This is a genomic window from Bradyrhizobium altum (assembly GCF_020889705.1).
Taxonomy (GTDB): Bacteria; Pseudomonadota; Alphaproteobacteria; order Rhizobiales; family Xanthobacteraceae; genus Bradyrhizobium; species Bradyrhizobium altum.
On record NZ_JACMYP010000016.1, the window covers coordinates 17,914 to 43,218 of the forward strand.

Genomic DNA, 25,305 nt, shown 5'->3' on the forward strand with positions numbered 1-25,305 from the left:
ATGAGGAACAGACGCGGTCATTCGGGGGCAAGCACAACTTGAAACACCAATCGCGTCAGAACGACCGTTATGGTCAATCGCGTCGGTTTAGTCCTGCCGCGATGGCTTCCCGTCGGACCTGATGAGCGGACTCACCGAGCTGACGTCCGAAATGGGTCAAAACCGGCAATCAGAGCCGAGCTGGGCGATGTCCGGTCTACCCCGGAAGAGCAGACGTGCCGATGGTCAGTGCCATCATCGGCTTAGGGCCCAATATTGGAAGTGGCGGTCGCGGCCCCCTCGATCACGTCGCTGGCACCGCGAGACGGGACGGCGTCATTCCGGAAGCCCAGCTTTGCGAAGACCGTCGATAAACATTTGGTGGGTCCGTGGGCCTCTCCGGGTTACCCATTCAGAAATGCGAAAATCGGGTTTGAGTTCGAGCAGGCGGGCCGCCGCGTCCCTCGCTTCGGCTTCGCGTCCCAGATGAGCCAAGGCCGTCGTGAGGCAGCAATAGGACGGCATAAAAATCTGGTTCTGGCTGAGAGCCCTCTTGGCCGCGGCAACCGCCTCATCGAAACGGCCAAGACCGATGAATGCAACCCCCATTTCTGTAAACGTTACGAATAGCAATGGGTCAAACGGGCTTAGCAGGACGGCGCGCTCAAAGCTCCGGATTGCCTCTTTGGGGTTCCCCGCTACTTGGTAGGTCCAACCTCGTGTGCTCCATGCGAAGGCTGCATTCGGATTAGACGCGATCGCACGATCCACCATCTCCCTTGCTGTGTCGAAATCACCGGACCAGGCCGCTGCGTAGCCTAGCATGCTCAAGGCTAAGTGATCGTTTCCATCGATACTGAGTACTAGCTGGAGAAGCCGCAATCCTTCTGCAAATTCCGACTTCGGATCAGCCGCCCATCCCTGAGTTACATTTTGGATGTGGCAGCTCCCCGCAAGGGTTGCAGCAAAGCCATACCGAGGGTCAATCTCCAATGCGCGAGAAACGAGCCGAAGAGCCTCAGCCGATCCGCCTCGGGTAAATGAATAGAGGTGCGGTATTGCTCGGAGGCAAAGGTCGTAGGCGCTTAGACTGTTCGGCCGACGCGCGGCCAAATCGATTTCCGTCTGAAACACTTTTGGTTCAATGGCAGAGACAACGCTCTCGGTCATCCGGTCCTGTAGAGTGAAGATATCGCTCAAGTCACCTTCAAATCGATCAGCCCAAAGGTGCACCCCAGTCGTGGCATCAATCAATTGGCCGATGATGCGGACTTTTCCGGCCGCCTTACGCACGCTTCCCTCAAGCACGTAGCGGACGCCGAGTTCGCGTCCGACCTGCTTGATATCGACTGCTTTGCCCTTGTAAGTAAAACTGGAATTGCGCGCGATCACGAATAGAGATCTGAACCGCGACAGCGCGGTGATGATCTCCTCGACCATCCCATCGGCAAAGTATTCTTGCTCGGCATCGCCGCTCATATTCTGGAACGGCAAGACAACGATCGATGGCTTGCCAAGGATTGGAGGGGACGCAGTTAGCCTCTCAGTCAGCCCGCTATGAGTTCCCGCGCGGACGGCGTAGGCGCGGACCGGCTTGGAGATATTCTTGAGCCGCTGCTCGCCCCGATCCTCGAAGCCTACGTCCAACTTGCCTTCGACTTCGCTGTACACCTTTTCAGAAATCAGGATGCCGCCCGGATCGGCGATGCCCTCCAGGCGGACTGCAATGTTGATCCCGTCGCCATAGAGGTCACCGTCCGGCCCCACGATAACGTCACCAAGGTTGAGCCCGACGCGCAACCTTAGGGGACCGCCTGCCGTGGCGAGATGATCCTGTATCTCAACCGCGCATCTCATGGCAGCTAAAGGACTGGCAAACTCCGCATGCGCGCCATCGCCCGTTGTCTTAATAAGTCGCCCTTCGTGGCGGGCGAGGCTGGGCTCGATCAATTCTCGCTTGAGCCGCTCGAACTTGGCATAGGTGGCTTCCTCATCGCGCTCCATGAGCGCGGAATAGCCAACCACGTCAGCGGCCAAGATCGCCGCTAATCGCCTTTGAACCCGCTGCTCGGTCACGGCACCCTCTAAACCGCCAGACTAACCACGCCGGAGGGACGAAGAACAGTTTAGCATTTTGTTGCGCACTCGTGGGCGGTAATCGCGGGAGCGCCTATCTGTCACAGCTTGCATTTGGCGACCCGCGCTACCGCCCGACGACGGGCAAAGGCTTCGAGCTTCGGTCGAGGCTCAGAGCAGTGGCCCGGCGTCCGCGGCTAGGATGATCGTTGCGTTGCGGGAAGTCGGCTGCGGGTCAATCGCGCCCGTCTGCACCTGATCACGGGACTTCCGGTTTACCCCCGGCTACGGACATGTCGCAGCACCGCGCCAACGGACGCGAAGGGCCAGAAGGCGACATCGTGCTACCTGCGAGCCGTTACTCGATGACGTGGTCGGCGCGCTTCAAAAGGTCGACTGGAATTGTCAAGCCGAGGGCTTGCGCAGTCTTGAGGTTGACTACAAATTCGCGACGCGTGATGAGTTCGAAGGGTACATCTGCCGGCTTGGCGCCTTTGAGGATCTTATCGACTACACTCGGCACGCCGGCAAAGGTATCGGTGAAGCTTGTGCCGTATGTGATGAGGCCCCCCGCGTCCGACGCGCCCCCCCAAAAAATCGCCGGCATGCGATGCGCCGCTGCCAATTCCGCGATTCGCTTGCGCACGGGGATTGTAACGGGCACCTCCAGAACTATCAGCGCTTCGGCTCCCTCGCTGGCCATGGCCTTGAATGCCGCGTCAAGATCTGGCGTTGGACCGTGTACTTTCAGCACTTGTGGAGTGACGCCTGCAGCCCGGGCTGCGGCTACTTTATTGCGCTCAACAGGAGCCAAACCGCTGGCGTCGGCGCCTGGAATATCTGAATCGCTCAGGATTGCGACACGCGCGAGGTTCGGAATCAACTGCTTGAGTATCTCTAATTGCCGACTGCCCAGTGATGGGTCGTCGCTGGTGATTCCGGTGATATTCCCACCTGGGCGCTCCAGCGTGGCAGCGAAGCCAACAGCCACCGGATCGGCGACGATAGCGGCCACAATCGGAACCGTCTTGCTGGCTTTCCAGGCGGCATTCGTCGATGGCCCGCCGTAGGTGGCGATCACATCGACGCCCAGATTGACGAGTTCGACAGCAAATCCTGGTAGGCGATCGAGCTGCCCTTCAGGAAAGCGAGCTTCGAAAATGATATTCTTGCCCTCGACATAGCCGAGCCGCGCAAGCTCGCCTTTAAGTGCGTCGAAGACCGGACCCGGCCCCCAGTTGGAGAGCATGCCAACTCGGTATACCTTATCCGCCTGCTGCGCTTGCGACGCGCTACAAACAACGACGAGGCCAAAAGCTGCAATGGCCGTGAAAACGATTTTCTTCATGCGCATGGTCGATTCCCTCGCAATTCTCTCGCCAACTGCCCATTCGTCCGAAGGGATAATTCGGAACATCTCGTTTTCAGGGCAATTCACCATCATTGCACGTACCCGAGCCTATGAGAATGGGACCTCGCTCCCTGCGCGCGCGTGATTGCGAAGTGATGCAATGTCGCCTTCGGGTCAAACTCGGAAGTCGGAACGCGCAACCGCAACGTCCGCTTCACCCCCGGCACCGGACCTTTGATAGTCAGAGGGGCACTTCCGGAGAGGGCCAACAACGGACTCATGCACTGCAGTAAATGCACATGGTTATTCGACACGCGGCACAAAACACGTTAGTTTTCCAACGCTCGGAGCTTTCCAACGCTGGCCTGTGCAAAACGGCGCTGCGCCATTTCGGCAGCAGCGTCCTGCCGTATTGCCTCACGCCGCCAACGCGGGATCTTCCTTCTCGCCGGTCGCCACGATCTTGAGCGTCCGGTAGCGGACGCTGCACCGTCTTGGCTTCGTGCCAAGGGGCGCGGAGCCACGCGTCGTACTCCTCCGTCGTCGTCAGGATCACCGGCATGACTTTGGGGTGGATGCGTTTCACTTCCGCGTTCGGTTCGCAGGTGAGGAAGCCGAACACGTCGGCTGTGACTTCGCCTTCCTTCGCCTTCCGCACCGACGTCCAATTGGTCCAGATGCCGCCGAACGCGAGCAGCGGCCGGCTCTCGTCCGGAGCGAACCAGACAGGGACCTTCTTGCCCTCGATCGTGTCGTACTCGCTGAAACTGGTGAATGGCACTAGGCAGCGATGCTCCGGACCCAGCCACGACTTCCAGTGGCTGCTCTTCGTGTTGCGGATGCTCGTGGTGCCGCTGTCCGGCTCCAGCCGGTGCAGTGCGCCGCGGCGATCACCTGAAGATCGAAGGCCTCTAGCGCATCAACGGTCTCCGGAATCATCGCCTCCGTCGGGCCAGCCAGGCGGAGACCGCCCAAGACGCCAAAGAGGGGAATGCCGGGAAACCGCTCCGCCCCGTGCGTGAGAACATTGATCAGGCCGGCGTGCGAACAGGCCGTGAAGACGAACAGGCCCTTGTTCGCCAAGTGGACGGCGACGAACCGCTCATCCGCCAGGAGCTCATCGTGGGTCCACTCGCCGGCGGCGTCCAGCCTGTGCTGGCCCGGCATGCCCTTTTCGAAGGACGTCATCCGCGGGATCTCGCCGCTGATGAAGACGGTGTTCGATAGGACCGACTGCTCGTCACGGGTGATGATGAGATCAGCCCCATTCGCTGCCAGGACATGCTGGCTGCGAATGTCCTCCATGCGCATCGGGCGGCCATCCTTGGCCTTCACCGCACGCGAGGCGAACATGTCGGGGTGCATGTAGGTCGGCACGCGCCGGCCCCCGTTCGCCAGGGTCATCATCTGCAGCGCGCGCGGCATCGCTCCCGCGTGGTCCCAGTGGCCATGCGAGAGCATCATCGCGTTGACGCCGTCCATATCGACGCCGAGTCTGATGACGTTGCGCTCGAAGATGGACTCGTCCGGACCCGTGTCGAACAGAAGCGTGTGTTGTGACGACGGGGTCCGGGTGGTGATCAGGCAGGACAGGCCATGGGCGGCACAGCAAAGGCACCGTCCGCTCAGCCATTTCATCCCCCGCCGCCAAGCGCCGGCCATCTCGGTTTCAACAAACCCCAGGATTGGTCGACAAGCTGTCAGTGCCGTTGTCCACCAGGACGGTGATCTCGAGGCTCTCGACTTGCTGGATCATCGCTGATGCGCCTCACGTCTTGCGGAACTCAAGGTTTCGGCTGCATGCCCTGCAAAAAACGAAGCGGGTTTAGCGGGCCGATGGGTATCAGTTCGAAGCTCATCATATGTGCTTTACCCAAAGGCAGCTTCTCGAGCATTTCGTGAGCGACGGCCGGATCGGTGGCGTTGATGATGAACGCCACGCCCCGCTTTCCCTGCAGCGAGTACCATTGCTCGATCTTGCCATCGAGGTAGAGGTCAACGGTTTCCCGAACTTCCTCCGGTAGGACGGCAAACACCTGCGTTTGTTCAAAACCGGGATTGATGGTCCCGATGGCGAGAATTTTGGTCGTCGGCGTCGTTTTCATGGCGGCTCCTTGTGCGTTTGCGGAATTGAAGCCGACAAGGCAGCCAATGAGTGCCAATGCGGCGGCAGGAACGAATTTCATTGGCATCGTCCATTCCAATCTAGCTAACCTGATAGCGCGATCATTCTGGCTGACCGGATATCCGGGCCATTACTTGTCTGATGCCCTAGCTATGCCGTTCGCTTGCGCGGCGGTTAGATACAATTCACCAAATCGATCTCCGAATTTCTGCCACATCAAGCGCGAGAAGAGTAACGCTGCGTCAAGGGGATAGTGGTGGATCAACACCGAGTCTGCTTGGCAGGAATCGTCCATATGAACAAGGAGTGAGCATTCGATAGGAGTGCCTTGAACGCTTGAGCGATAAGATTCCACGAAGAAGTCGTCGCCCAAGTTGCCGTAGTAGGTATAGTCTTGGAACTCGTACAACGTGCGGGCATGCGAGATGAGCGCAAGAATGTTCTCCTTGCCATGCACTGCGCGTTTCAGAACGGCACCTTCGAGCGTGGCATCTTGGGTCAGTTTTCCAAGCCACAATGGTGGTCCATTGGGACGCGGCAACGTTGGCGCGGTCTCAGTGAATTTCATGGTTCAACTCCAGGCCAGATTGATGGAGTGATTTAGCGGCTTCTTGTCAGAGCGCCGCTAAATCATAGCGTCAGCTCCGTGTGAACTCGGTGGCATGCTCCTTCACGAACTCGCTCATGCTCATTGGCCTTTGGCCTGTGAGGTTGAATACGTCGTCGGTCATGCGGTCGAATCGGCCCTCTTCATGAAGCTGAGCCAACACCGCAAGATGCTTGATCACGTGTTCCGGCAAACCAGTTTGGCGAAGCTTTTCGGACCACGCCGAGATGGGCACGCTGCGGTAGCGGATTGTGCGGCCGAGCACTTCGGAGAAGGCGCGGGCGTACTGATGCAGATCGGCCGCCTCGGGGCCGGTCAGGTTGTAGATCTGGCCGATATGCGGGGCTGGATTGTCGAGGATATTCGCCACGACTCGAGCCACATCCACCGCCGCTATGGGCGAGGTCTTGGCGTTGCCGAGCGGCAGCACCAGTTCGTCGTTCTCGCGGACGCCATTAGCGGCAATGCGCAAGAAGAAAGTCTCGATAAATCCGGTGGGACGCATCGTAACGACTGGCAGGCCTGACCATGCCACGGCTTGCTCAGCGAGCCAATGCAGCTTGTGCTGTGGACTGTCCGTGGTCTCGGTGATGCTCATCCCCGTGACAGTCATCTGCGACATGTTCACGAAGGCTTCGACGCCGTGGTGACGCGCGACCGCAGCAACATTCACGGTCGCTTCCAGATAGGCCGGCGACAGCGACATGCTGAAGTAGATGCGCTTGCATCCCTCGATTGCGCGATGCACCGACTGGAGGTCGGTGAGGTCACCAACGACGATTTCGGCACCGAGCAGACGCAGGGCCTCGGCGCGCTCGTCCTCGCGGCGCACCATTGCGCGCACTTTGTGGCCCTTGGCGACCAGCATCGCGGTAAGATGGCGGCCAATAGAGCCGATTGCGCCGGCCGCGCCAGTGACAAGGATAGGGGTTTCGTTCGAGACGCTCATGGTTACCTCCTTGAGGAACGGGCATGGTTACAGAAGTTCAGTGCCACGTACGGCATCGATGGCCGGATGCGCTCCGCGCTCGTGGAGATGCGCCATGGGTGTGCGGTCGATCATGAGGCTGAGCAACTCCGGACGGGCGTAGTGGCCGCGCGAGTCCATTTGCTGCTTGCGCTTGTAGATCAGCTTGAAATCGAGGTGGGCAATGACCTCGCCCTCGCCCGACCGGAGTGGTTCCCCTAGTAGCGTGCCGTCGGGTGCGACGATGGCGGTGAAGCAACCACCCGAGATCGGACCAATCTGGCAGCCCGTGTCCTTCATAATCTGTGCCTGCTGATCGGCGTCCAGCCAGGCGGTCGCGTTCACGACGAAGGCGCCAGACTCCAGGGCATGCTGGCGGATGTTGATTTCCATCCTCATGGCAAACCCGTCGCCGAAGGCCGAGCCCGGGTACATAGCCGAATGGATCTGCTCGCCATCTGCCATCAGCGCGTAGCGCGCCAGAGGGTTGTTATGCTCAAAGCATGCCAGCTGGCCAATGCGGCCAACCTTGCTGTCAACGGCGCGCAGGCCGGACCCGTCGCCCTGGCCCCAGATCATGCGCTCGAAATGTGTAGGCGTGATCTTGCGGCGACGCTGGATCAAGGTGCCATCGGCATCGAAAAGCAGCTGCGTGTTGTAGATGGTGCCGCCATCACGCTCGTTGACGCCGATCGACACCACCATGCCGGCCTTCCGGGCAGCCTCGCCGATCGCGTCTGTAGCGGCGGATGGCACCGTGACGGCCTGATCAAGCAGCCTCAGATACTCCTCGCCGAACAGTTGCGCCATCGGGGTCTGGACGGCAGAGAAGTACGGATAATACGGCACCACGGTCTCGGGGAAGGTGGCGAACTGGACGCCCTTCTCGCCCAACTCATGAATCTTCCGCACGACCGTTTCGATGGTCCCTTCGCGGCTATACAGCACGGGACTGATCTGGACGGCAGCGGCTTTGACGATGGTGCTCATGGCATTTCCTCGCTTGACGTGTCGACTTCAGGCTCGATGTGACTGACCGGACCGGCGCTCGCCACGGCTGATGTTCGCGTAGAAATCGGACAAATCCCAGTTATGCGATGTTAGGAGCCGTTAGCCGTTGTGAGCTGCGGCAAGGTTCAGATAGCAGCTCATCGCACCGTGATAATGGGCAGCAAATGTGATATACTCTTCCGGAAGACGGGAGAATGTTGATGAACCGGATCGAGGATTACCAGGCGTTCACAGCGATCATGGAAAAGCGGAGCCTCACCGGCGCCGCCCGTCATCTCGGGCGTTCGCTGCAATCGGTGAGCCGCTCCCTGGCTACTCTGGAGCGGGAGGTCGGTGTCGAGCTTATCCGCCGCACGACGCGTCGATTGAATCCGACCGACGCCGGGCTTTTGTTCTATAGAAGGCTGAGCGCGGCGCTTTCCGAAATCGAAGCTGCCAAGCTTGAGACCTCGAACCGCGGGACCGAGCCAACCGGGCTCTTGCGCATTTCCGGCTCGGGGGGCTTTGCGCCACTTCACATCGTGCCGGCGCTACCGGAATTTCTTGAAAGCTATCCCGGGATCGAAATAGAGCTCGAATTGTCTGATGGCTTTGTCGATCTCGTCGGTGAAGGATTTGACCTCGCGATCAGAATTGGCGAGTTGCCAGACTCAGGTCTGAAAGCCAAACGGTTGGCGGATTCCCGGCGCGTTGTCTTTGCCGCTCCAAGCTATCTCGCCAGACATGGCCGGCCGCGAAGTCCCGAGGACCTCAAGCGTCACCAGTGCATCGTCCGCACCACGACCCGCTTTGGCAACAACTGGCCTTTCAAGGTGAGGGGACGGACGAAGATCATCAATGTCACTGGCCGGGTTCGAACCACCGGAGCGGACACGGCGAACGCTGCGGCCGCACTGGGGCTCGGCATTGCTGTCGGGCCACTGTGGCAAGTCCGATCACTGATCGACCGTGGCGATGTCGAGCTGTTGCTCAGGCGCTTCGAACCTCCGGCCATACCTATACATGCGGTATGGCCGGCGACGAGAGTTTTGCCGGCACGGACACAGATATTCATCGAATTCCTGGCCGCACGTCTCCAAAAGGAGCAACTCTAGATCCGCTTTTCCAGCCTTTGCCGGCCGGAAGGCCTCGCGAAGCTGAAAAGAAGCACGAGGCTCTTGAGAAGAGGCTCGTGCGGAGCCCGTAATCACCGGGCCGGCCATCACAATACGTTCTCGTCTGTTGGTAGCAGCGACGGCGCGGCCCCGAGATGCCAGCATTCACTGGCCGATCTGCTCCCGAAAAGACGTAGTCGACGTACCACTCCAGCTACCTGGCATCATGCTGACCTGTTTTTCGTGCTCGCCATGCACGGCCGCTGTGCGGCATCCGGGCTGACGCGACCAGGCATGCCTAATTGAACCGCGAACACGCCCGATCCTAATGGGGTTTGCCGAGGACAAAGGCGAAGGGGATGACGAATAGCTCGTCACCGAGATCATCGTTGACGCGCAAGATCCAACGGCGCCAATCTTCGAGGCTACGCGTCCTCATCAGGGATCGAACCACGCAAGCCGCGTGATCACGAGCCTCAGCGAGGTCGTCCACAACGGCGCCGCATTGATCGATCAACATCTCCTTGCTGTTGGAGCAGTGGAAATACACGTGGGTCATGTCCAGCCTCCCCCGAGCGCCGCTTCATTTTCGGCGTTAGCAGCCGGGCGAGCCAATGCCTTGGCTGCATCGATATGCGAAGCTTTTTCCGCTCGCCGCTCGTAGTTGTCGGCAAGGGCCTGAAGCTGATCCGCAACTGCCTGGTCAGTCATGGTCTTGGCAATGCGGAGCAAGGTCTTTGCTGTTTCCAGATGCTGTTTGCCTCGCCGTGAGATCTGAAATTTCATGAAGCCCTCACACGGTTCTCTGCAGTTGATTGAAGCTGATCTGGAGCCAGCCTACCCAATCGCGGTCACTTTCCCTGCGAGCTCTGAAGCGATCGACGCACTTCTTGGAACAGAGCGGGGTTCGCCACGAGTAGTGCCGGACGAGACCAAACTTGCCGTCGCAGACTGCGCATCGCGTGGCTCTGCCGTGTCTTAGAGTTTCGGAGCAGATGGTCATTTGTTTCCTCCTCTTGGCATTGTGCCAGTTTGCACGGGAGGAGAAAAATTGCTCGTTATGTGCTGTTAGGAAGCGTTAGTCCATTGCGAGAAGTTGTATTCCCGTTGCATCGAACATGGCTCGCGCACCAATCGTCTCGGCCCCCTAGGCCTCTTCCAGCGCTGTTAGGCGCTTCGAGAGTATGGCTTCGCCACCGTAGGTCAGGGCTATCCCGCAACGTCAGCGTCCATGCGAGCTCTGCTCATGAATCCTAGCGCTTCCTACTAGGGTCAGATCGGCAACAGGCCGCCCTATCCGCAGTCACACAAAAATAAAATAGAAACTGCAAAGAGTTCGTGGATATGACGCTTACGGGCATCCTGTTGGAATGAGCGTGTGTAGGAGTTATAAAGCGTGCCGTGAACATCTTTGCGCGGGAACGCGTCCGGCTTCCAGCCCATCCGCTGCAATTGATCGCGATACGCGGCTGCCAGCGGCTGCATCTGCGGTTCGGAAAATTCCGACAGCATGGCGATGCGCCGAACGCGCTCGCTCTCTTGCGCATGCGCCGCAAATGGAAGGCCCGCGAACGCTGCTGCCGCCGGCCGAGGAATCGACGCCGTTTCATTCGACCGCCTGATTGGCGGTCGCAGGGAGCGCCGACGGAATTTCGACGCCAAGCAACATTGGTGAACAGATTGAACTTGGCCGGCCGCTCGCTTGATGCGCGGGGGTTAGGTACCATTTTGCCGTGAAGTCGTGATCGTAGCCATTTGCATCGGGTTGCGTTGCCAAGCCTGTCAGACACCCTGATAGACCAGACGCGTGAAAAGCCGCTGATTGTTTGTTCGGGCCCATTTCATGGAGGCGTGGTTGCCTTGGCTGCGATCACCTTGAGCGCGCCCGACATGGCCTCGACCACAGACTTAGCCTCTTCGCCGAGGCCGTGCCGGTGGGCGAGAAAGGCGGGATCGTTGTAGGAGAGAAAGGTAGCACCAGCTTCATCCTGCCAGACCAGCGCCTTCAACGGCAGGTCGATGCCAATCGTTTGCACCGACTGCATCAGTGGCGTGCCGCCCCTCGCTGCACCGAAGATCAGGAGATCCGTCGGCCGCAGCAGCAGGCCTACGGCTGCGGCACCGGCGGCATGGTCGACATGAGCAAAAACGGTCATGCCCCTGACGAGGACCTCTGCCTCGAGACGATTCATCGTCTCTTTGGGTCCAAAGTTACTGCGTTGCGTGATCAATCCACCGGCGGCCATTGCATGCACTCCACATAACCAAATCACTGCGACCAGCGCTAAAGCAGTTGCAAATCCAACTTCATTTTTTTCGAAACAGCTTGGCTGGATCGAACTCCGGCTCGGGCACGAAGCCGTCGCGGTTGGGCATCCTGACCTTCGGCAGGCTGTCGCGATCCAGCTTTCCGTCCGCCGGCAATATGCCGTTCAGGCCCAGGATGTAGGCGGCGACGGCGTAGGTGTCGTCGTTGCTCAGCGACCCCGGCGCCTGATAGGGCATCGCCCTGTGAATGTAATCGAACAGCGTTGTGGCGTATGGCCAGTAGCTGCCGACCGTTTTCACGGGAGCGTCGGAAGCCAGCGTGCCCTGTGCGCCGACCAAGCGATCCTTGATTCCTCCCACGCCGTTGTCGCCATGGCACGCGGCGCAGTTGTCAGCGAATACCTGCTTGCCTTGCACCACCGTGCCGCTGCCCGCCGGCAATCCCTTGCCATCCGGCCGAACGTCGATGTCCCATAGCGCGATCTCGTCGGGCGTCGCCGGACGGCCGAAATCATACGCAAGCACGGGTGAAGCAAAGGCGAGAGCAGTCGCGCCCACGAGCAGCGTCTCGCTAATCGAGGACATTGCGAACCCTCCCGGTCTCATCGATGCCCCAGGTCTGTTGTGCGTTGTAGTGAAACAGAGCGTTGGTCCCCATCGCGGCGATGAAGGATTTTCGGGCGGGTTGAACGTTGCCCTTCTCGTCGGTCGAGCGGCTGACGATCTTGGTCGGCTTGCCATCCCAGGTCCAATCCATCTGAAAGCGGGCCTGCGCCTTCGGCAACACCGGGTGGTTGAGCTGTGCTTGTTTCCAGCTTTTCGCGCCGTCAGTAGAGATCTCGACCTTGGCGATTTTGCCGTGGCCGCTCCATGAAAGCCCGGTGATGCGCTGATAGCCGGGCTTGATCACCATCGTACCGGAGGGCGAGGTGATCACTGAATTGGTTTCCATCCGGAGCTGGAATTGCGTTGCCTTTCCGTTGGCCTGGAGCTGGGTGTATCGCGCCGTTTCCCAGCGCGTCATCCAGGGCTGGTCACCGAACTTCAACCGGCGCAGCCATTTGATGTTGAGGTTACCTTCGAAGCCCGGCATCACTAGTCGCATCGGAAAGCCGTGCGCGGGTCGCAATGGCTCGCCATTCTGGCCATAAGCAACAAAGGCTTCGTTGAGGATCTCATCGGTGAGTGGAATGCTGCGGGCGACCCCTGCGGCATCGCCGCCTTCGGCAAGCATCCAGTTCGACCCGCTGTCCTTCCCGACGAGATCGACGAGCAATTTCAAGGGGGCGCCAGTCCACTCATTGGTGCTGACCAGGCCGTGCGTGTTCTGAACGGTAAGATTCTCGTCTGCCTTCTTCCAGTTCTCCCAGCCATTGCCGGTGCATTCGATGAACGCCAAGCGCGAGATCGATGGCATCGCCTTGAGATCGGCGACGCTGAAGACCAGCGCGTTTTGCACCATGCCGTGGATCAGGAGCCGGTGCAGTGCCGGATCGAGATCGGGCGCGCCCGAATGGCTGCGTTCATAATGCAGGTCGGCCGGCGTGATGCTGCCAAACAGCTTGTCGAGCGGCGCTTTCGAATTGATGGCATCGCTGGGATCGACGTTACGCTTGCCCGGACCGGCTTCGGGAATCCGTGCGATCTTCACATATTTCGATCGCTCGCTGCGCCCGCTGAGATCGGCACCGTCCTCGCGGGGCGGCACGTCCGCAAGTGTTTCCGCCACAGCTGGTCCAACGACGAGAGAGCCAGCGATGCCCGCCGAAGCGTTCCCGAGGAAACCTCTGCGAGAAACGCCCATGCTTTTCGAATGAACCTCGTTTGGGACTCTGGATGTCATGCGTACCTCCTCCATCACCCTTGCGGGTCGGCTGCCCCTAGTTCGCGCTCGATCCTACGTCGACCTGCTTGACTGCCCTTTCGATGGCGGCAACGAGACCGTCAGGATCAGTAAGAAACGGCGTGTGGCCGGTGTCGAGTGTTAGTTCGAGACGCACGGGAGTAGCCGCCACCATCGACGCCTGGAGACTGGGACTGACAACGACGTCCTGCGCAGTGTGGATGTACACTTTATCGACTTTACCGAACCGATCCGCCGTCAGGTGCACGGGTGTCACGAGCGGTACCAGCGGCTCGTCGACGATGAGATTTGGAACCGCGGCACGCAATTGTGGTGAACAGATGTTGCAGAACAGATCCGCCCGACCGGATTGATCGATAACGGCGATACCCTGGTCCTTCACGATCTTCAGGAATGGGCCGATCTTGCTGTCCTTGTCGGAATTGCCGAGATCAAGGAGAGACTGGCCATCCTTCGGCAAGTAGGCGGCCAGGTAAACGAGCGTCTTGATCTTTGACGGAGCGGCCTCGGCTACCGCAGAAATGGTCATGCCGGCGAAACTGTGTCCAAGGAGCACGACCGGACGCCGCTCCTTATGAATGGACTTGAGAATGGTGTCGCGATAGAGGTCGAGACTGACATTGTTGAGCGGGAAAGGATCGCTCGGCCGGCCCGGCATCGAGATCACGACGACCTTGTAGCCATCGGCCTCGAGTTTTGGCCTAACATTGCCCCACACATTGGATTCTTCCCACGCTCCGTGAACAAGAGCTATGGTTGGCTTTTGTGCACCGTTGGCGTTCCCGCAAGCCAAGCCCGTCGACAATGCGATGGCCGCGACGGCGACTCGAACAAGACTTTTCATCGTAATTTCCTTTCCACGACAGATATGAGGTTTGGCTAGTCCACTTGATGTGCCGTGATATTCGCGCAAAGCTCAGCAAATGGCTCGTTAGTGGTTGCTAGATGGCGTTAGCTGTTGGAAGTCGTCGCAGGGGCGTCGGGCTAATCGGGACGGCAGCGGCTTTCACGTGCTCACTTTCAGGTGAGGTTTGCGGATGCAGGCGATACCGCTCTGCGAGGAACGACGCGCACACTAGACGCCGTGATTCTCTCAAGTCGCCTGACGCAGCGATCTGAAGGCGGCTCGTAGCTCTGCGCTGAAGAGCTGAGGCTGTTCCCAGGCGGCGTAGTGCCCGCCTTTCATGACCTCATTAAAATAGATGAGTTTGTGATACGCGCGCTCGGTCCAGCTCCGCGGGGCCGGATAGTTCTCGCCGGGAAAGACACTCACGGCGGCCGGTACCGAGACGTCGGCGAAGTTGTAGAGATTGAGCTTGTTTTCCCAATAGAAACGCGCCGAAGAGACCGCCGTATTGGTCAACCAGTAGAGCGTGATGTCGTCCAGCACGTCGTCCCGGGTAAGGCCATCCGCAGGGTGCCCGTTGATCGTACGCCCGAGAACGGCTGACATGATCGCCGCAGCCGGCTGGCCATAGCCGTCGCCATGATCAAGCAGCCAACTCGCGAGGCCGACAGGCGAATCCGCCAATCCGTACAGCGTTTGTGGACGCGTGGCCATCAGCGCGGCGTAGGCGCGTTTCTTCGCGAACAGAATGGTGAGCTGCTCATAGGCCCGCTTTTCGTCGGCCGCGAGGTCCGCTGGCGGCGGATGGCCGGCCTGCAGCGCCTTCGCTATATCGAGCGGAACAGTCGCCGGGAAGTTGGTGTGAATGCCAAGCAATTCCGGAGGCGCCTGTTTGCCCATGGCGGTGACGACACCTCCGCCGAGATCGCCGCCTTGCGCGGCAAACCGCGTGTAACCAAGGCGCTTCATCAGCACGACCCAGGCGCGGGCGGTACGACCCGTTTCCCATCCTCCGGTGGTCGGCCTGGCTGAAAACCCGTAGCCCGGGATCGACGGAATCACCAAATGGAACGCGTCAGCCGCCGTGCCACCATGCGCGGTAGGATTGGTCAGCGGATCGATGATCTTCAGCTGCTCGATGACCGAACCGGGCCACCCATGGGTGACGATGAGCGGCAATGCATTTGAGTGTTTCGAGCGAATATGGATAAAGTGAATGTCCAGCCCGTCGATCTCGGTGATAAATTGCGGAAGCGCGTTGAGCCGCGCCTCGATCTTTCGCCAATCATATTCCGTTCCCCAGTAACGCGCGATCTGCTGGATCGCCGCAAGCTGGACGCCTTGCGATTCATCCGCGACCGCTTCCCGGTCAGGCCACCTTGTCTCGTTGATGCGTCGGCGCATGTCGACCAGAGCTTTTTCTGCGACATGAATTCGGAACGGGCGGATGGCCTCGCTCGCCGCCATTGGATGGGGAGCAGCAACATTCAGAACTGACGACGCGCCCATCGTGAAATCTCCTGCTGGTTGGAATATTTCAGCTACGCAGTGACTTGAACGCAGCGCGCAGCTCTGCGCTGAAAAGCTCGGGCTGTTCCCAGGCGGCAAAGTGGCCGCCCTGGCCGGCTTCGTTGAAATAGATCAGGTTGTGATAGGCCCGCTCAGTCCAGCTTCGCGGCGCCTGGTAGATTTCGCCGGGAAACACCGTCACGGCCGCCGGGATCGAGACATTGACCGCGCTCAAGAGCCGCCGTTTGTTCTCCCAGTACAGACGCGCTGAAGAGACCGCCGTATTCGTCAGCCAATAGAGCGTTACGTTGTCCAGGACGTCGTCCCTGGTGACGGCGCCGGCCGAATGACCATTGACGGTGCGACCCAGAACGGCGGACGTGATCGCAGCCGCCGGCTGAGCGTAGTTGTCTCCGTGGTCTAGCAGCCACGCGGCAAGACCCACGGGCGAATCCGCCATGGCATAGAGCGTCTGCGGGCGCGTCCCCATTTCGAGCGTGTAGGCGAGGTGCTTGGTGCGCTGTGCGACCAACTGCTCGAACGCGCGCTTTTCGTCGGGCGCGAGACCGGCTGGCGGCGGGCCACCGGCCTGCAGCGCCATGCCGATCTCGGGAGGGATCGTCTCCGGAAAGTTGACGTGAATGCCGAGCAATTCCGGCGGCGCCTGTTGGGCCATCACGTTGGCGACCACCCCACCCCAGTCGCCCCCCTGCGCGACGAATTGCGCGTAACCAAGGCGCTTCATCAGTACCACCCAGGCTCGCGCGATCCGCTCCGGATCCCAGCCGGTCGTCGTGGGCTTGGCCGAAAAGCCGTAGCCCGGCATCGACGGGATCACGACATGGAAAGCGTCGGATGCGCTGCCGCCGTGGGCGGTGGGATTCGTCAGCGGATCGATGATCTTGAGCTGCTCGATGATCGAGCCGGGCCATCCGTGCGTTACGATGAGCGGCAATGCGTTTTCGTGTTTCGAACTAACATGGATGAAGTGGATGTCCAGCCCGTCGATCTCGGTGATGAATTGCGGCAGAGCGTTGAGCCGCGTCTCGATCTTCCGCCAGTCGTAATCCTTCTGCCAGTAGCGGGCGAGTTCCTGCATGACCGCGAGGGGCACGCCTTGGGAATCGTCCGCTACGGTTTCCTTGTCGGGCCAAATGGTCGCTGCGAGACGCGTGCGAAGATCCATCAGCTCCGCTTCCGGGAAACGAATACGGAATGGTCGGACGGCGTCGGTCGCGGCCGCCAGCGCCGGATGGACGGACAGCAGGCTCGCAGCAGCAATTCCCATGGCTGTGCCCAAAAGCTGGCGCCGATCCGGATTGGAAAACTCGAAACCTGCTGGTCTGGACATCTTGTGTCTCCCTCGCTTCATCGAACCGCGCGGGCTCGCTGGGACGTCGCCCAGACGACAATCGCGCAGAAGCAGGGAAACCGCCTGTTAGTGGTTGTGAGACGCCGTTAGACGGTGCGAGTGCCGCTCGACAGCAATCGAACTACGGTCAGTTCTGTTGACCGTTCGGATCGTGTGGGCGAGGTCGAGACCCTTAGCTCTTTCCCGCGGCGCCACTGATCACCGGGCCGAACGGCTGCCAGTGCTGTCCGGTGAAGCGCCGCATTCGCATCTGGTTCAATGCCGCGAAGTCCCCAGGTTCTGTATTGATGGTGATTCCGGGCAGCAGCATTCCCAATTGCAGATTTCTGAGATTTGTTGCCTGCCTCATGACATTTTCGCGCGACAGGTCGTCGCCGCATTGCTGCAGCACGTGTACCAAAGTCTGTGCGAAGATCTGAGCCGAGACCGTCGAGACGTTGGCTCGATCGCCGTCCGGATAGAAACCTTGCACGAATGCAAGCCATTCCCGGTAATCCGCATCGTTATGCCAGATCGGATCGGTTTGGTCCTTCATGTAAGCCGCGGATAGTATCCCGATCGAGTTCTCCAACCCAGCGGGTTGCAAGACGCCCCCGATGGAAGATGCCGAGCTATTCAGCAAATACACCGGCTTCCAGCCGATCTCGTTCACTTTCCTGATCGTCTGCGCGGCGAACTTCGGCGAGGCGATATTCAACAGGACGTCGGCGCCGGATGACTTTAGCGCGACAATCTGGGAATCGACGGTCGTGTCCGAAATATCGAAGGACTTTTCAGCGACGATGGGGATCTTGCCGTTCAGCCCGTCCTTGAAGCCCTTGACGACATCCTTTCCGAAATCGTCGTTCTGGTACAGGATCGCAATCTTGCTGCTTCGCTGATTCTGCAATAGATATCTGGCGTAGATCCGTCCCTCGCCCTCATAACTCGGCAGGATCGGCATCACCCAAGGGGAATTTGCGGGATCGTTGAAACGGGTTGCGCCGGACACGACGAAAAGCAGCGGGACCTTCCTCGTGTTCATGTATCTTTGGATCGCGCCGTTGGTCGCCGTTCCGAGACTGCTAAAGATGAGCAGAACCTCGTCGTCTTCGACGAGCCTACGCGCCTGCTCCACCGTTTTCGGCGGGCTGTAGCCGTCGTCGTAGGAAATGAACTTGATCTTGCGTCCGTGTATCCCGCCCTCTGCGTTGATCTTCTCGAAATAAGCCGCTTCGGCCTCTCCGATGACGCCCCACGAGGAAGCAGGGCCGCTATACGGCATGATATTGCCGATCTTGATCTCATCCTTCGTCACGCCGGGGAAATGCTTCTCCTCGGCCTTGACCACATTCGCGATCAAACCGACGAGGACCATCACCGAAGCCGTCAGATATCGAGCGGGTGCCATCTCGTCCTACGCTAAATGCCGGTAAAGTGCGTCAAGCCGATCTCGGATGCTGTTTCTTCTACGAAGAGGCGCGCTGCAGAATGTCGCGGGCCGCGCGTAGATCCGCGGTGTCAAACCCTTCGCTGAATCGTCCATGGATCTCGCGAAGCTGAGCGAGGGCGACGCCATCGCCAGAACCTGAAAGGCGGACCCTGCTGGAAGCGGCCCGCAGCAGCCAGGACAATGCGGATTGCCGTTCGGCCAAATCCATCGCAGCGAGTAGTTCGTGATCCGCTCCGGAATGGTCACCGCTGCGCGACCGCAATTCCGCCCGGACGCGCAGAAGCTCTGGCGTGTCCCAACTGTCGCCCCTCGCCGCGACGGCGTCTATCCGCGCATCCATCGAGGCGAGCGCTTCCTCGAGTCTTCCCAAAGCCGCCAACCCCTGGACCAACGCGATGGTTAACGCGCCGCTGTGGGTCTCGAAGCGGTCCGCAATCATCCGGGGTAAGGCCGACTGCAGCAGCTTCACGCCTTCCTCTACGTCGCCACGCGCTATATGCAGTTCACCTCTCAGCGCGAACGAGACCGTAAGCATCGGTCCAAAACCGTGCTTGCGCGAGTAGCCTTCCAATAGATCAATTGCGGCTTCGAGCGCGCCCAAATCACCGGTCCAGCGGTACACCCGGGCGGCGTAGCAGACACCTGCGCAATACATGACCAGGTCTGGATTTGCGTTTGGCCGCATCAGGCGTTCTGCGATTCCCACAGCTTGGTCCGGCAGACCGAGAAGCCAAAGATTGGTGCACGACAGGATGTGGGTACCGCGAGGGCTCGCAAAGTGATCGACCGGCAGATTAGGGATCGCTGCGTCTCCGTCCTCCCCGGCTTGAAGCCGCTCCCGGGCGAGGCGTTGGTCACCGGTTAGATGAAGCGCGATACCCACGAAAGTATGCGCGCGTGCCAGCGCAGCAGGGTCGGCTGCCCTGTCCGCGACTCCTTGCGCCAGGGAAGCGACCTGAAGCAGAAGTTTTCTTTGATCGGTGCGGCGATACAAGGCGTGCAATCGGCTGAGCAGCCGGAACTGGTTCTGAAGATCGCCGAGTTGCTGCGCCAGCTTCAGTCCTTGCCAGAAAGCCGCCTCGCACTCCTGGCCAGTCCGCTCGGTGAACATTGCCGCATGTCCGAAGGCCCAAAGCAGTTCAACTTTGGCGGCCGGATCCCCGTCGGCGTCGTCCGGACCAGCAAGCGCGCGGGCCGCCCAGCCCCTGCATTCCTCGAGCAGATTCAATTCCACGAACAGTCGCGTGCACACGGCCGCGAGGGAGGTTCGAAGTTCCCGGTCTGCCTCGCCGGAAAATGCCCAGGCCAGCGCGACCCGGGCATCGGAGAGCAATTCGGCGCGACAGTTCCATCCGCCCGGAGATTCTCCTCCCGGCTCGTAGCTGCGGGGCCTCAACGCCTGCAGCACGTATCGGGCGTGCCTCAGGCCCGCCGCGTTCGCCGATCCCGAGGCCGCCAGCTTTTCCGTCGCGTACGCCCGCGTCGTGTCCAACAAACGAAAGCGCAACCGACCGGCCTCCGGGCGGCTCGAGACCAGCGACTTGGCGATCAACTGCTCGAACCCATCGGTCGACACCCCAGGCTCTCCGGACTCGCACGCAACCGCCACAGCCCCCTCGATCGTGAACGGTCCGGGAAATACGCTGAGATATTCGAGCAGGATGCGCTCGGCCGGAGAGATGAGTTCGTAGCTCCAGTCCAGGGCCGCACTCAACGACTGGTGGCGCAGCGGAGCGGTCCGGCGTCCACGCCATGCCAAGCGGAGCCGTCCCTCGATCAGTTCGTCGATCTCGATCAACGCATGTGCGGAAAGTCGGCTGGCGACCAATTCGATCGCAAGCGGCACCCCATCGAGCTTGCGACAGATTCGGGCCACCATTTCCGACTCGGCGCCGGACAGAGACGGACTGCAACCGGCCGCTACGGCGCACTCCATGAAGAGGCGCGTAGAGGAGTATTTGCCGAGATCCGTTTCACCGCTCAGGCTCTCGGGCGGATTTTCCAGCGGCGCGAGCGCGAACACGACTTCGCCGGCGACCTCGAGGGACTCTCTGCTGGTGGTCAGGAGTGAAACGCCCGGGGCTTGCTGGTAGATTTGCTCGGCAAGACGTGCGACCGCGTCGACCACGTGTTCGCAGCTATCGAACACAAGCAGCATCTCCCGGTCGCGCAGGGAGTCCATCAACCGAGGGCTGGGATCTCCCACCGGAACGAGCATGCCCAGGGCGGATGCAAGGGCGATCACCACGTGCTGCGGATCTCTCAGGCTGCCGAGGTCGAGGAATCGGACGCCGTCCGTGAACCGGCCGCGGAGCGCGTGTGCCGAGGCGGTCGCAAGCGTCGTCTTGCCGATTCCTCCTGGCCCGCGAAGGGTCACGAACCTGCGCGCGGCCAAGAGTTCCGCGAGTGCGACGATATCCGCTTCCCGTCCGATGATGCGGAGGGGGCGGGGCGGAAGATGAGAGCTTGGAGGCGTCTCGCTCGACTGCACCTGCTTCGATGGCGAGACACCGCGCCCGACCGGCGCCACGAAGCTGTAGCCGCGCCCGGTGACGTTCGCGATATAGGGCTCGCCGTCCCGGCTTTCGCCCAAGGCACGCCTCAACTGAGTGATATGGAAGCGCAGGTTGGTCTCGTCGACGGTCAGACCGGGCCAGGCACCCGCTATGAGTTCGCCTTTGCTGACGACTTCGCCGGCGCGGCTAACGAGGATATGGAGAAGATCGAAAGCGCGACTTCCGAGAGAGAGCGGCGCGCCATCGCGTTCCAAAAGGCGCGCTCTCGGAAAAATGCGGAATGGCCCGAAGGAAAGCTCTTCAGAAACCGGCTCGGCGTCCATGGTCGGGCCCAATCCGTTGCGTGTCGTCATCTGTCACACATCCCGGCCTTCCAAGGGGGCATTTTACACGGAAAATTACTGGGAAAGCGAATCCGAGACCGTCGCCTTCGGGCCGACCCCTCGAGGACTTGCCGCCCGCTAGTATCCGGAGGGGACTGTGACCGTGGTGCCCTTTCGACCTGCTTCTCCGCAGATCTGTGCGCCGATGCTTCGGGCGAGACCCTCGAGAATTCGTCCTCCCGTGCCCCGCAGGGGCCCGACCGTCCCGATGCCGTTGTCCGCCACGACGTAACAGCCACGGCCGCTGCGAGGCCGGGCCTCGATCCGGATCAGACCCGCGGCGTCGTCCGGGAAGGCGTGCTTTGCCGCGATGGTCATCAGTTCTGCCACCATAAGGCCGCGCCGATGACGATGCACCGCAGAGAACACTCCGTCCTCGATCACCGCTTCGCAGCGTATTCCGGCGGGCTCGAGGATTGCTTCCGACAACGCTGCGCTCAAGGCTTCGAAGAACGGTCCGACCGAGACCGTCTCCGCACCCTCGCCGTCCGACAACAATTGGTAGAGGCGTCCGAAGTGACGATACGCCGTTCGAACCTGTCGAGCGCGAGCTCGAGCCCATCCATCCCGGACCTCATCAAGACCCGGCGAACGGATGCTCCCAACTCAGAGTATTCTGCATCCGGTGATGGGTCTCTCGTACCATGAGGTTCCAGTCATCCGCCCGTGCTCCGGCGTCCTTCGCTTGGAGCGATTGCGGGACGCCGTCACCCGGTCTTGAGCCAACGTCGAGCATCTTGACTTCCACATTGAATGAGATCGTGCCGGCCAACCACAGCATATTGGACCAGGCGCGCCCGTACCGCCCGTTAGACATTGCGAGTTTCTGCTATCTCGCGCTGCCGCAGCGCCCCGCACGCGTCCGGACCATTCAGGGCTTCCCCCTTGCGGCCCAGCGCTCATAACGCTTTGATCTTACGACGAAATAGCATCGTGCAGGGAGGCAAGCGCAGGCGACCTCATGACGGCTGTGTCGCCGAAGTGTCGTTCTGGTAAGCTGGAAGCAGCTCCAGACATCCTGCTCCCAAGGGGCAACGACGCGTGCCAGACGACGACGCTCATCACCCGGCTATCTCCTTCGGTCAGTTTCGGCTCTTTCCGAACGCACGGCGATTGGAAAAGGACGGCACTCCCATTTCGATCGGTGGCCGGGCGCTCGATATTCTGACTTACCTGGCGGAGCGTCCGGGTGTCGTCGTGGACAAGCGGGAGTTGCTCAAGCAGGTCTGGGCCGATGTGAACGTCGACGAGGGTAGCCTTCGCTTCCATATAACCACGCTGCGGAAGGCAATCGGCGACGGTGCCGACGGTACGAGATATGTCGTGAACGTTCCAGGGCGCGGTTACTGCTTCACGCCATCCCTTTCACACGTCAAGTCTTCGCACGCGCTTCCTGTCGACGTTGTGAAGCCAGTCCATCCCTTACCGGCTCCGCCCGCCAAGATGGTGGGACGGACCGATGCGATCGAAAAAATTTCGGCAGACCTTTCTCTTCATCGTTTCGTGAGCATCGTTGGTCCCGGCGGAATCGGCAAGACTTCTGTCGCCATCGCCGTCGCCCATGGCCAACTCCAAGCGTTCAAAGGGCAAGTCTTTTTCATCGACTTCGGTGCACTTCGGGACGCCAGTCTTGTCCCCAGCGCCATCGCATCAACGCTCGGACTGAAGGTAAGCTCGGAGGATCCGCTGCCGGGCTTGCTCGCATTCCTGCAGGGTCGCCGCATCCTTCTGATCTTCGACAGCTGCGAGCACGTCGTCGACACGTTGACGCCCTTGGCAGAACGCATGATTGGAGAATTGCCGGATCTCCATGTTCTTGCCACCACCCGGGAGTCCTTTCGGGCCGAAAACGAACGGATTTACCGGCTTTTTCCATTGGTCTGTCCGCCGCCGCAAGACAGCATCAGGGTCGCTGACTTGCTTGCCTATCCCGCCGCCCAGCTTTTCGTCGAACGCGTCGCCGCGACTCTCGGGGAATTCCGGCTTGCCGAAGAGGAAGCTCCCCTCGTCGCCGAAATCTGCCAGCGTCTGGAAGGCATTGCCCTTGCGATCGAACTTGCCGCAGGACGAGTGCAAACCTACGGCATCATGGGCACCGCCTCCCTCCTCAACAGCCGCTTTTCGCTTTTGTGGCGCGGGCGGCGGACGGCAATCCCGAGACATCAGACCCTCAGCGCCGCGCTCGGCTGGAGCTACGACCTTCTGTCTCCCGCCGAGAGCGCCACGTTGCGTGGGTTATCGGTCTTCGTCGGACCGTTCACGCTTGCGGCCGCCCGAGCGGTCGTTCCGACCGACGAACTCAACGAATCGGAGGTGGTCGAGGCGATCGCAAGCCTGCTGTCCAAGTCCCTCCTGGCGACGCTTTCGGAGCGGCCTTCAAAATTCCGCCTACTCGATACGACCCGGGCCTTTGTCGTGGAGAAGCTGGCGGAAAGTGGCGGCGCAGATAGAGCGGCGCGCGCCCACGCCGAGTACTTCCGTAACCTTCTCAACGAGATCTCTGCCAAGTCGACTGGACAGCAAAGCGACGGCGGCTTTCTCGCCCATGCCGACCAAGTGCCCAACGTGCGAGCCGCGCTGAATTGGAGTTTCTCCGACCGTGGCGATCGAGCCACGGGCATAGACCTTGCTGCTACGGCTGCGCAGTTCTTTCTGGAACTCTCGTTGCTGACAGAGTGCTACGACTGGACCCAGAAAGCGATACAGGCCCTGCAAGGGGCGTCGAAAGGCGGTCGTCAGGAAATGGAGCTCCAGGCGGCGCTCGGCACGTCTGCGATGTTCACGCAAGGCAACACGGAAGCTGTCCGGACTGCCTTTACACGCAGCCTGCACCTGGCCGAACAGCTTGGAGATCGGAATTGGCAGTTTTGGCTGCTGCGGGTTCTGCACATCTACTACACCCGGATCGGAGATTTTCAGGGCACGCAGCGCGCCAGCCAGCAAGGAGAAGCCGTTGCCAAGGTGCTGGCCGACCCGTCTAGCACGTTAAACGTCGAATGGATGCTCGGCGGCGCACACCATCTGATCGGTAATCAACGAAAGGCCGTCGACCTTTGCGAGAGCGCAATGGCGCGGAATCCAATCTCTCAACGGCCAAAGATACTTCATCTTGGATTCGATGACCGGATCCTCGCTTTGGTCGCGTTGGCGCGAGGGCTGTGGCTCACGGGGCGGCCAGACCGTGCACTCGAGGCGGCGAGGTATACGATCGGCGAAGCCGAGCGGCTCGAACAGCCGCTGAGCCTGAGTCTCGCGTTACTCTTTACAATCCCGGTCTTTCTCTGGACGGGCGATTGGGAGGAAGCCGAAAGCATGATCCACAGGTTCATTGATCATACATCGAGGCACTCTCTCGTCCCACATCTTGCCGTCGCAAACGGCTTTAGAGGCGAGTTGCTGATTCGCCGCGGGGACACCGCCGGTGGCATCGAACATCTGGAGCGGAGTCAGGCCAAGCTCTACGCAATCCGATATCGATTGATGACGACCGTGTTCGCAACCGTGTTGGCCGAAGCCCGGGCGCAACAGGGACAACCAGAAGAAGCGTTACGCTTGGTCGAAGAAGCCATGGCCCAGATCGGAGACCACGGCGAATCCTTCGATATGCCGGAGATACTGAGGATCAAGGGACACGCTTTCGCATCTTCTGGCCGACTAGCGGAGGCCGAGTCCTGCCTCCGCCAGTCTCTTGAACTGGCACGGAAGCAGCAAGCCCTCGGCTGGGAATTGCGCGCTGCGGTTACTCTTGGCCGACTTTGGCACGGAAGCGGGCGCCCGGAAGACGCGCGAGCGCTCGTCGAGCCGCTCTACGGTAGGTACAAGGAGGGCCTCGACAGCGCCGACCTCGTGGCCGCGAGACATTTTCTCAACGCCTTGAATTGACGGGATCTTCGTCGCTAGGGTG

21 protein-coding genes and 1 pseudogene are annotated in these 25,305 nt (G+C 60.4%); 2 read left to right on the forward strand and 20 right to left on the reverse strand.

The window, feature by feature from the left end:
* Positions 1 to 315 precede the first annotated feature (315 nt).
* The 8 genes and pseudogenes from H8B02_RS07200 to H8B02_RS07235 all read right to left on the reverse strand — a co-directional run bounded on the left by H8B02_RS07200 (position 316) and on the right by H8B02_RS07235 (position 8,095).
* Positions 316 to 2,016, reverse strand: coding sequence for an adenylate/guanylate cyclase domain-containing protein (locus tag H8B02_RS07200; protein ID WP_229165599.1), 1,701 nt, complete (start codon positions 2,014 to 2,016; stop codon positions 316 to 318).
* A gap of 397 nt (positions 2,017 to 2,413) precedes the next feature.
* Entirely contained in the window at positions 2,414 to 3,409 is a 996-nt protein-coding gene (locus H8B02_RS07205; protein ID WP_229165600.1) for an ABC transporter substrate-binding protein, read from the reverse strand.
* Positions 3,410 to 3,823: 414 nt separating this feature from the next.
* Positions 3,824 to 4,283 (reverse strand): annotated as a pseudogene (locus tag H8B02_RS07210) (SOS response-associated peptidase family protein); the annotation flags it as partial.
* On the reverse strand, positions 4,187 to 5,068 hold the full coding sequence (locus H8B02_RS07215) for an MBL fold metallo-hydrolase (RefSeq protein ID WP_312000684.1): 882 nt from the start codon (positions 5,066 to 5,068) through the stop codon (positions 4,187 to 4,189). The pseudogene H8B02_RS07210 and the gene H8B02_RS07215, both read right to left, overlap by 97 nt.
* A 122-nt stretch (positions 5,069 to 5,190) precedes the next feature.
* Positions 5,191 to 5,592 carry a hypothetical protein gene (locus tag H8B02_RS07220; RefSeq protein WP_229165602.1) on the reverse strand — a complete coding sequence of 134 codons (402 nt, stop codon included), beginning with the start codon at positions 5,590 to 5,592 and terminating at the stop codon, positions 5,191 to 5,193.
* A gap of 69 nt (positions 5,593 to 5,661) precedes the next feature.
* Positions 5,662 to 6,099, reverse strand: a complete 438-nt coding sequence (locus tag H8B02_RS07225; protein WP_229165603.1) for a hypothetical protein — start codon at positions 6,097 to 6,099, stop codon at positions 5,662 to 5,664.
* A 70-nt stretch (positions 6,100 to 6,169) separates the two neighbouring features.
* Positions 6,170 to 7,087 (reverse strand): NmrA family NAD(P)-binding protein, encoded by a 918-nt coding sequence (locus H8B02_RS07230; protein WP_229165604.1) that lies wholly within the window; start codon positions 7,085 to 7,087, stop codon positions 6,170 to 6,172.
* Between the two features lie 27 nt (positions 7,088 to 7,114).
* Positions 7,115 to 8,095, reverse strand: a complete 981-nt coding sequence (locus tag H8B02_RS07235; RefSeq protein WP_229165605.1) for a carbon-nitrogen hydrolase family protein — start codon at positions 8,093 to 8,095, stop codon at positions 7,115 to 7,117.
* A gap of 221 nt (positions 8,096 to 8,316) precedes the next feature.
* Between H8B02_RS07235 and H8B02_RS07240 the strand changes: the two genes are divergently transcribed.
* On the forward strand, positions 8,317 to 9,210 hold the full coding sequence (locus tag H8B02_RS07240) for a LysR family transcriptional regulator (RefSeq protein ID WP_229165606.1): 894 nt from the start codon (positions 8,317 to 8,319) through the stop codon (positions 9,208 to 9,210).
* A gap of 325 nt (positions 9,211 to 9,535) precedes the next feature.
* On the opposite strand, the gene H8B02_RS07245 is transcribed toward H8B02_RS07240, so the two are convergent.
* The 12 genes from H8B02_RS07245 to H8B02_RS48435 form a co-directional block, all read right to left on the reverse strand.
* Positions 9,536 to 9,769: a DUF6894 family protein gene (locus H8B02_RS07245; RefSeq protein WP_229165607.1), complete on the reverse strand. Its 234-nt coding sequence runs from the start codon at positions 9,767 to 9,769 to the stop codon at positions 9,536 to 9,538.
* Positions 9,766 to 9,996 (reverse strand): hypothetical protein, encoded by a 231-nt coding sequence (locus H8B02_RS07250; protein ID WP_229165608.1) that lies wholly within the window; start codon positions 9,994 to 9,996, stop codon positions 9,766 to 9,768. The genes H8B02_RS07245 and H8B02_RS07250 overlap by 4 nt, the downstream gene beginning before the upstream one ends.
* Positions 9,997 to 10,503: 507 nt before the next feature.
* Entirely contained in the window at positions 10,504 to 10,722 is a 219-nt protein-coding gene (locus H8B02_RS07255; protein WP_229165609.1) for a hypothetical protein, read from the reverse strand.
* 329 nt (positions 10,723 to 11,051) lie between these two features.
* Positions 11,052 to 11,456: a DUF302 domain-containing protein gene (locus H8B02_RS07260; RefSeq protein ID WP_229165610.1), complete on the reverse strand. Its 405-nt coding sequence runs from the start codon at positions 11,454 to 11,456 to the stop codon at positions 11,052 to 11,054.
* Positions 11,457 to 11,517: 61 nt separating this feature from the next.
* On the reverse strand, positions 11,518 to 12,063 hold the full coding sequence (locus tag H8B02_RS07265) for a c-type cytochrome (RefSeq protein WP_229165611.1): 546 nt from the start codon (positions 12,061 to 12,063) through the stop codon (positions 11,518 to 11,520).
* Complete coding sequence (soxC, locus tag H8B02_RS07270) at positions 12,050 to 13,336, reverse strand: sulfite dehydrogenase (RefSeq protein ID WP_229165612.1); 1,287 nt, start codon at positions 13,334 to 13,336, stop codon at positions 12,050 to 12,052. Before soxC ends, H8B02_RS07265 begins: the two co-directional genes overlap by 14 nt.
* Before the next feature lie 22 nt (positions 13,337 to 13,358).
* Positions 13,359 to 14,186, reverse strand: a complete 828-nt coding sequence (locus tag H8B02_RS07275) for an alpha/beta fold hydrolase (protein ID WP_229165613.1) — start codon at positions 14,184 to 14,186, stop codon at positions 13,359 to 13,361.
* Positions 14,187 to 14,435: 249 nt separating this feature from the next.
* Positions 14,436 to 15,698, reverse strand: coding sequence for an epoxide hydrolase family protein (locus H8B02_RS07280; protein ID WP_229165614.1), 1,263 nt, complete (start codon positions 15,696 to 15,698; stop codon positions 14,436 to 14,438).
* Positions 15,699 to 15,726: 28 nt separating this feature from the next.
* Positions 15,727 to 17,049, reverse strand: a complete 1,323-nt coding sequence (locus tag H8B02_RS07285; protein ID WP_229165615.1) for an epoxide hydrolase family protein — start codon at positions 17,047 to 17,049, stop codon at positions 15,727 to 15,729.
* A gap of 193 nt (positions 17,050 to 17,242) precedes the next feature.
* Positions 17,243 to 18,460, reverse strand: a complete 1,218-nt coding sequence (locus H8B02_RS07290; protein ID WP_376711611.1) for an ABC transporter substrate-binding protein — start codon at positions 18,458 to 18,460, stop codon at positions 17,243 to 17,245.
* 58 nt (positions 18,461 to 18,518) lie between these two features.
* Complete coding sequence (locus H8B02_RS07295; RefSeq protein WP_229165616.1) at positions 18,519 to 21,371, reverse strand: ATP-binding protein; 2,853 nt, start codon at positions 21,369 to 21,371, stop codon at positions 18,519 to 18,521.
* Positions 21,372 to 21,479: 108 nt separating this feature from the next.
* Complete coding sequence (locus H8B02_RS48435) at positions 21,480 to 21,896, reverse strand: sensor histidine kinase family protein (protein ID WP_312000687.1); 417 nt, start codon at positions 21,894 to 21,896, stop codon at positions 21,480 to 21,482.
* A gap of 546 nt (positions 21,897 to 22,442) precedes the next feature.
* Between H8B02_RS48435 and H8B02_RS07305 the strand changes: the two genes are divergently transcribed.
* Positions 22,443 to 25,283, forward strand: coding sequence for an ATP-binding protein (locus H8B02_RS07305; RefSeq protein WP_229165617.1), 2,841 nt, complete (start codon positions 22,443 to 22,445; stop codon positions 25,281 to 25,283).
* The last annotated feature ends 22 nt before the right edge of the window (positions 25,284 to 25,305 follow it).

Coding starts and splice junctions, on each gene's coding strand:
- H8B02_RS07235 (WP_229165605.1), bottom strand. CDS start 8,095: ATGAGCACCATCGTCAAAGCCGCTGCCGTCCAGATCAGTCCCGTGCTG.
- H8B02_RS07215 (WP_312000684.1), bottom strand. CDS start 5,068: ATGGCCGGCGCTTGGCGGCGGGGGATGAAATGGCTGAGCGGACGGTGC.
- H8B02_RS07265 (WP_229165611.1), bottom strand. CDS start 12,063: ATGTCCTCGATTAGCGAGACGCTGCTCGTGGGCGCGACTGCTCTCGCC.
- H8B02_RS07230 (WP_229165604.1), bottom strand. CDS start 7,087: ATGAGCGTCTCGAACGAAACCCCTATCCTTGTCACTGGCGCGGCCGGC.
- soxC (WP_229165612.1), bottom strand. CDS start 13,336: ATGGAGGAGGTACGCATGACATCCAGAGTCCCAAACGAGGTTCATTCG.
- H8B02_RS07295 (WP_229165616.1), bottom strand. CDS start 21,371: ATGACGACACGCAACGGATTGGGCCCGACCATGGACGCCGAGCCGGTT.
- H8B02_RS07220 (WP_229165602.1), bottom strand. CDS start 5,592: ATGAAATTCGTTCCTGCCGCCGCATTGGCACTCATTGGCTGCCTTGTC.
- H8B02_RS07205 (WP_229165600.1), bottom strand. CDS start 3,409: ATGCGCATGAAGAAAATCGTTTTCACGGCCATTGCAGCTTTTGGCCTC.
- H8B02_RS07275 (WP_229165613.1), bottom strand. CDS start 14,186: ATGAAAAGTCTTGTTCGAGTCGCCGTCGCGGCCATCGCATTGTCGACG.
- H8B02_RS07240 (WP_229165606.1), top strand. CDS start 8,317: ATGAACCGGATCGAGGATTACCAGGCGTTCACAGCGATCATGGAAAAG.
- H8B02_RS07255 (WP_229165609.1), bottom strand. CDS start 10,722: ATGCTGTCGGAATTTTCCGAACCGCAGATGCAGCCGCTGGCAGCCGCG.
- H8B02_RS07280 (WP_229165614.1), bottom strand. CDS start 15,698: ATGGGCGCGTCGTCAGTTCTGAATGTTGCTGCTCCCCATCCAATGGCG.
- H8B02_RS07285 (WP_229165615.1), bottom strand. CDS start 17,049: ATGTCCAGACCAGCAGGTTTCGAGTTTTCCAATCCGGATCGGCGCCAG.
- H8B02_RS07290 (WP_376711611.1), bottom strand. CDS start 18,460: ATGGCACCCGCTCGATATCTGACGGCTTCGGTGATGGTCCTCGTCGGT.
- H8B02_RS07245 (WP_229165607.1), bottom strand. CDS start 9,769: ATGACCCACGTGTATTTCCACTGCTCCAACAGCAAGGAGATGTTGATC.
- H8B02_RS07225 (WP_229165603.1), bottom strand. CDS start 6,099: ATGAAATTCACTGAGACCGCGCCAACGTTGCCGCGTCCCAATGGACCA.
- H8B02_RS07250 (WP_229165608.1), bottom strand. CDS start 9,996: ATGAAATTTCAGATCTCACGGCGAGGCAAACAGCATCTGGAAACAGCA.
- H8B02_RS07260 (WP_229165610.1), bottom strand. CDS start 11,456: ATGGCCGCCGGTGGATTGATCACGCAACGCAGTAACTTTGGACCCAAA.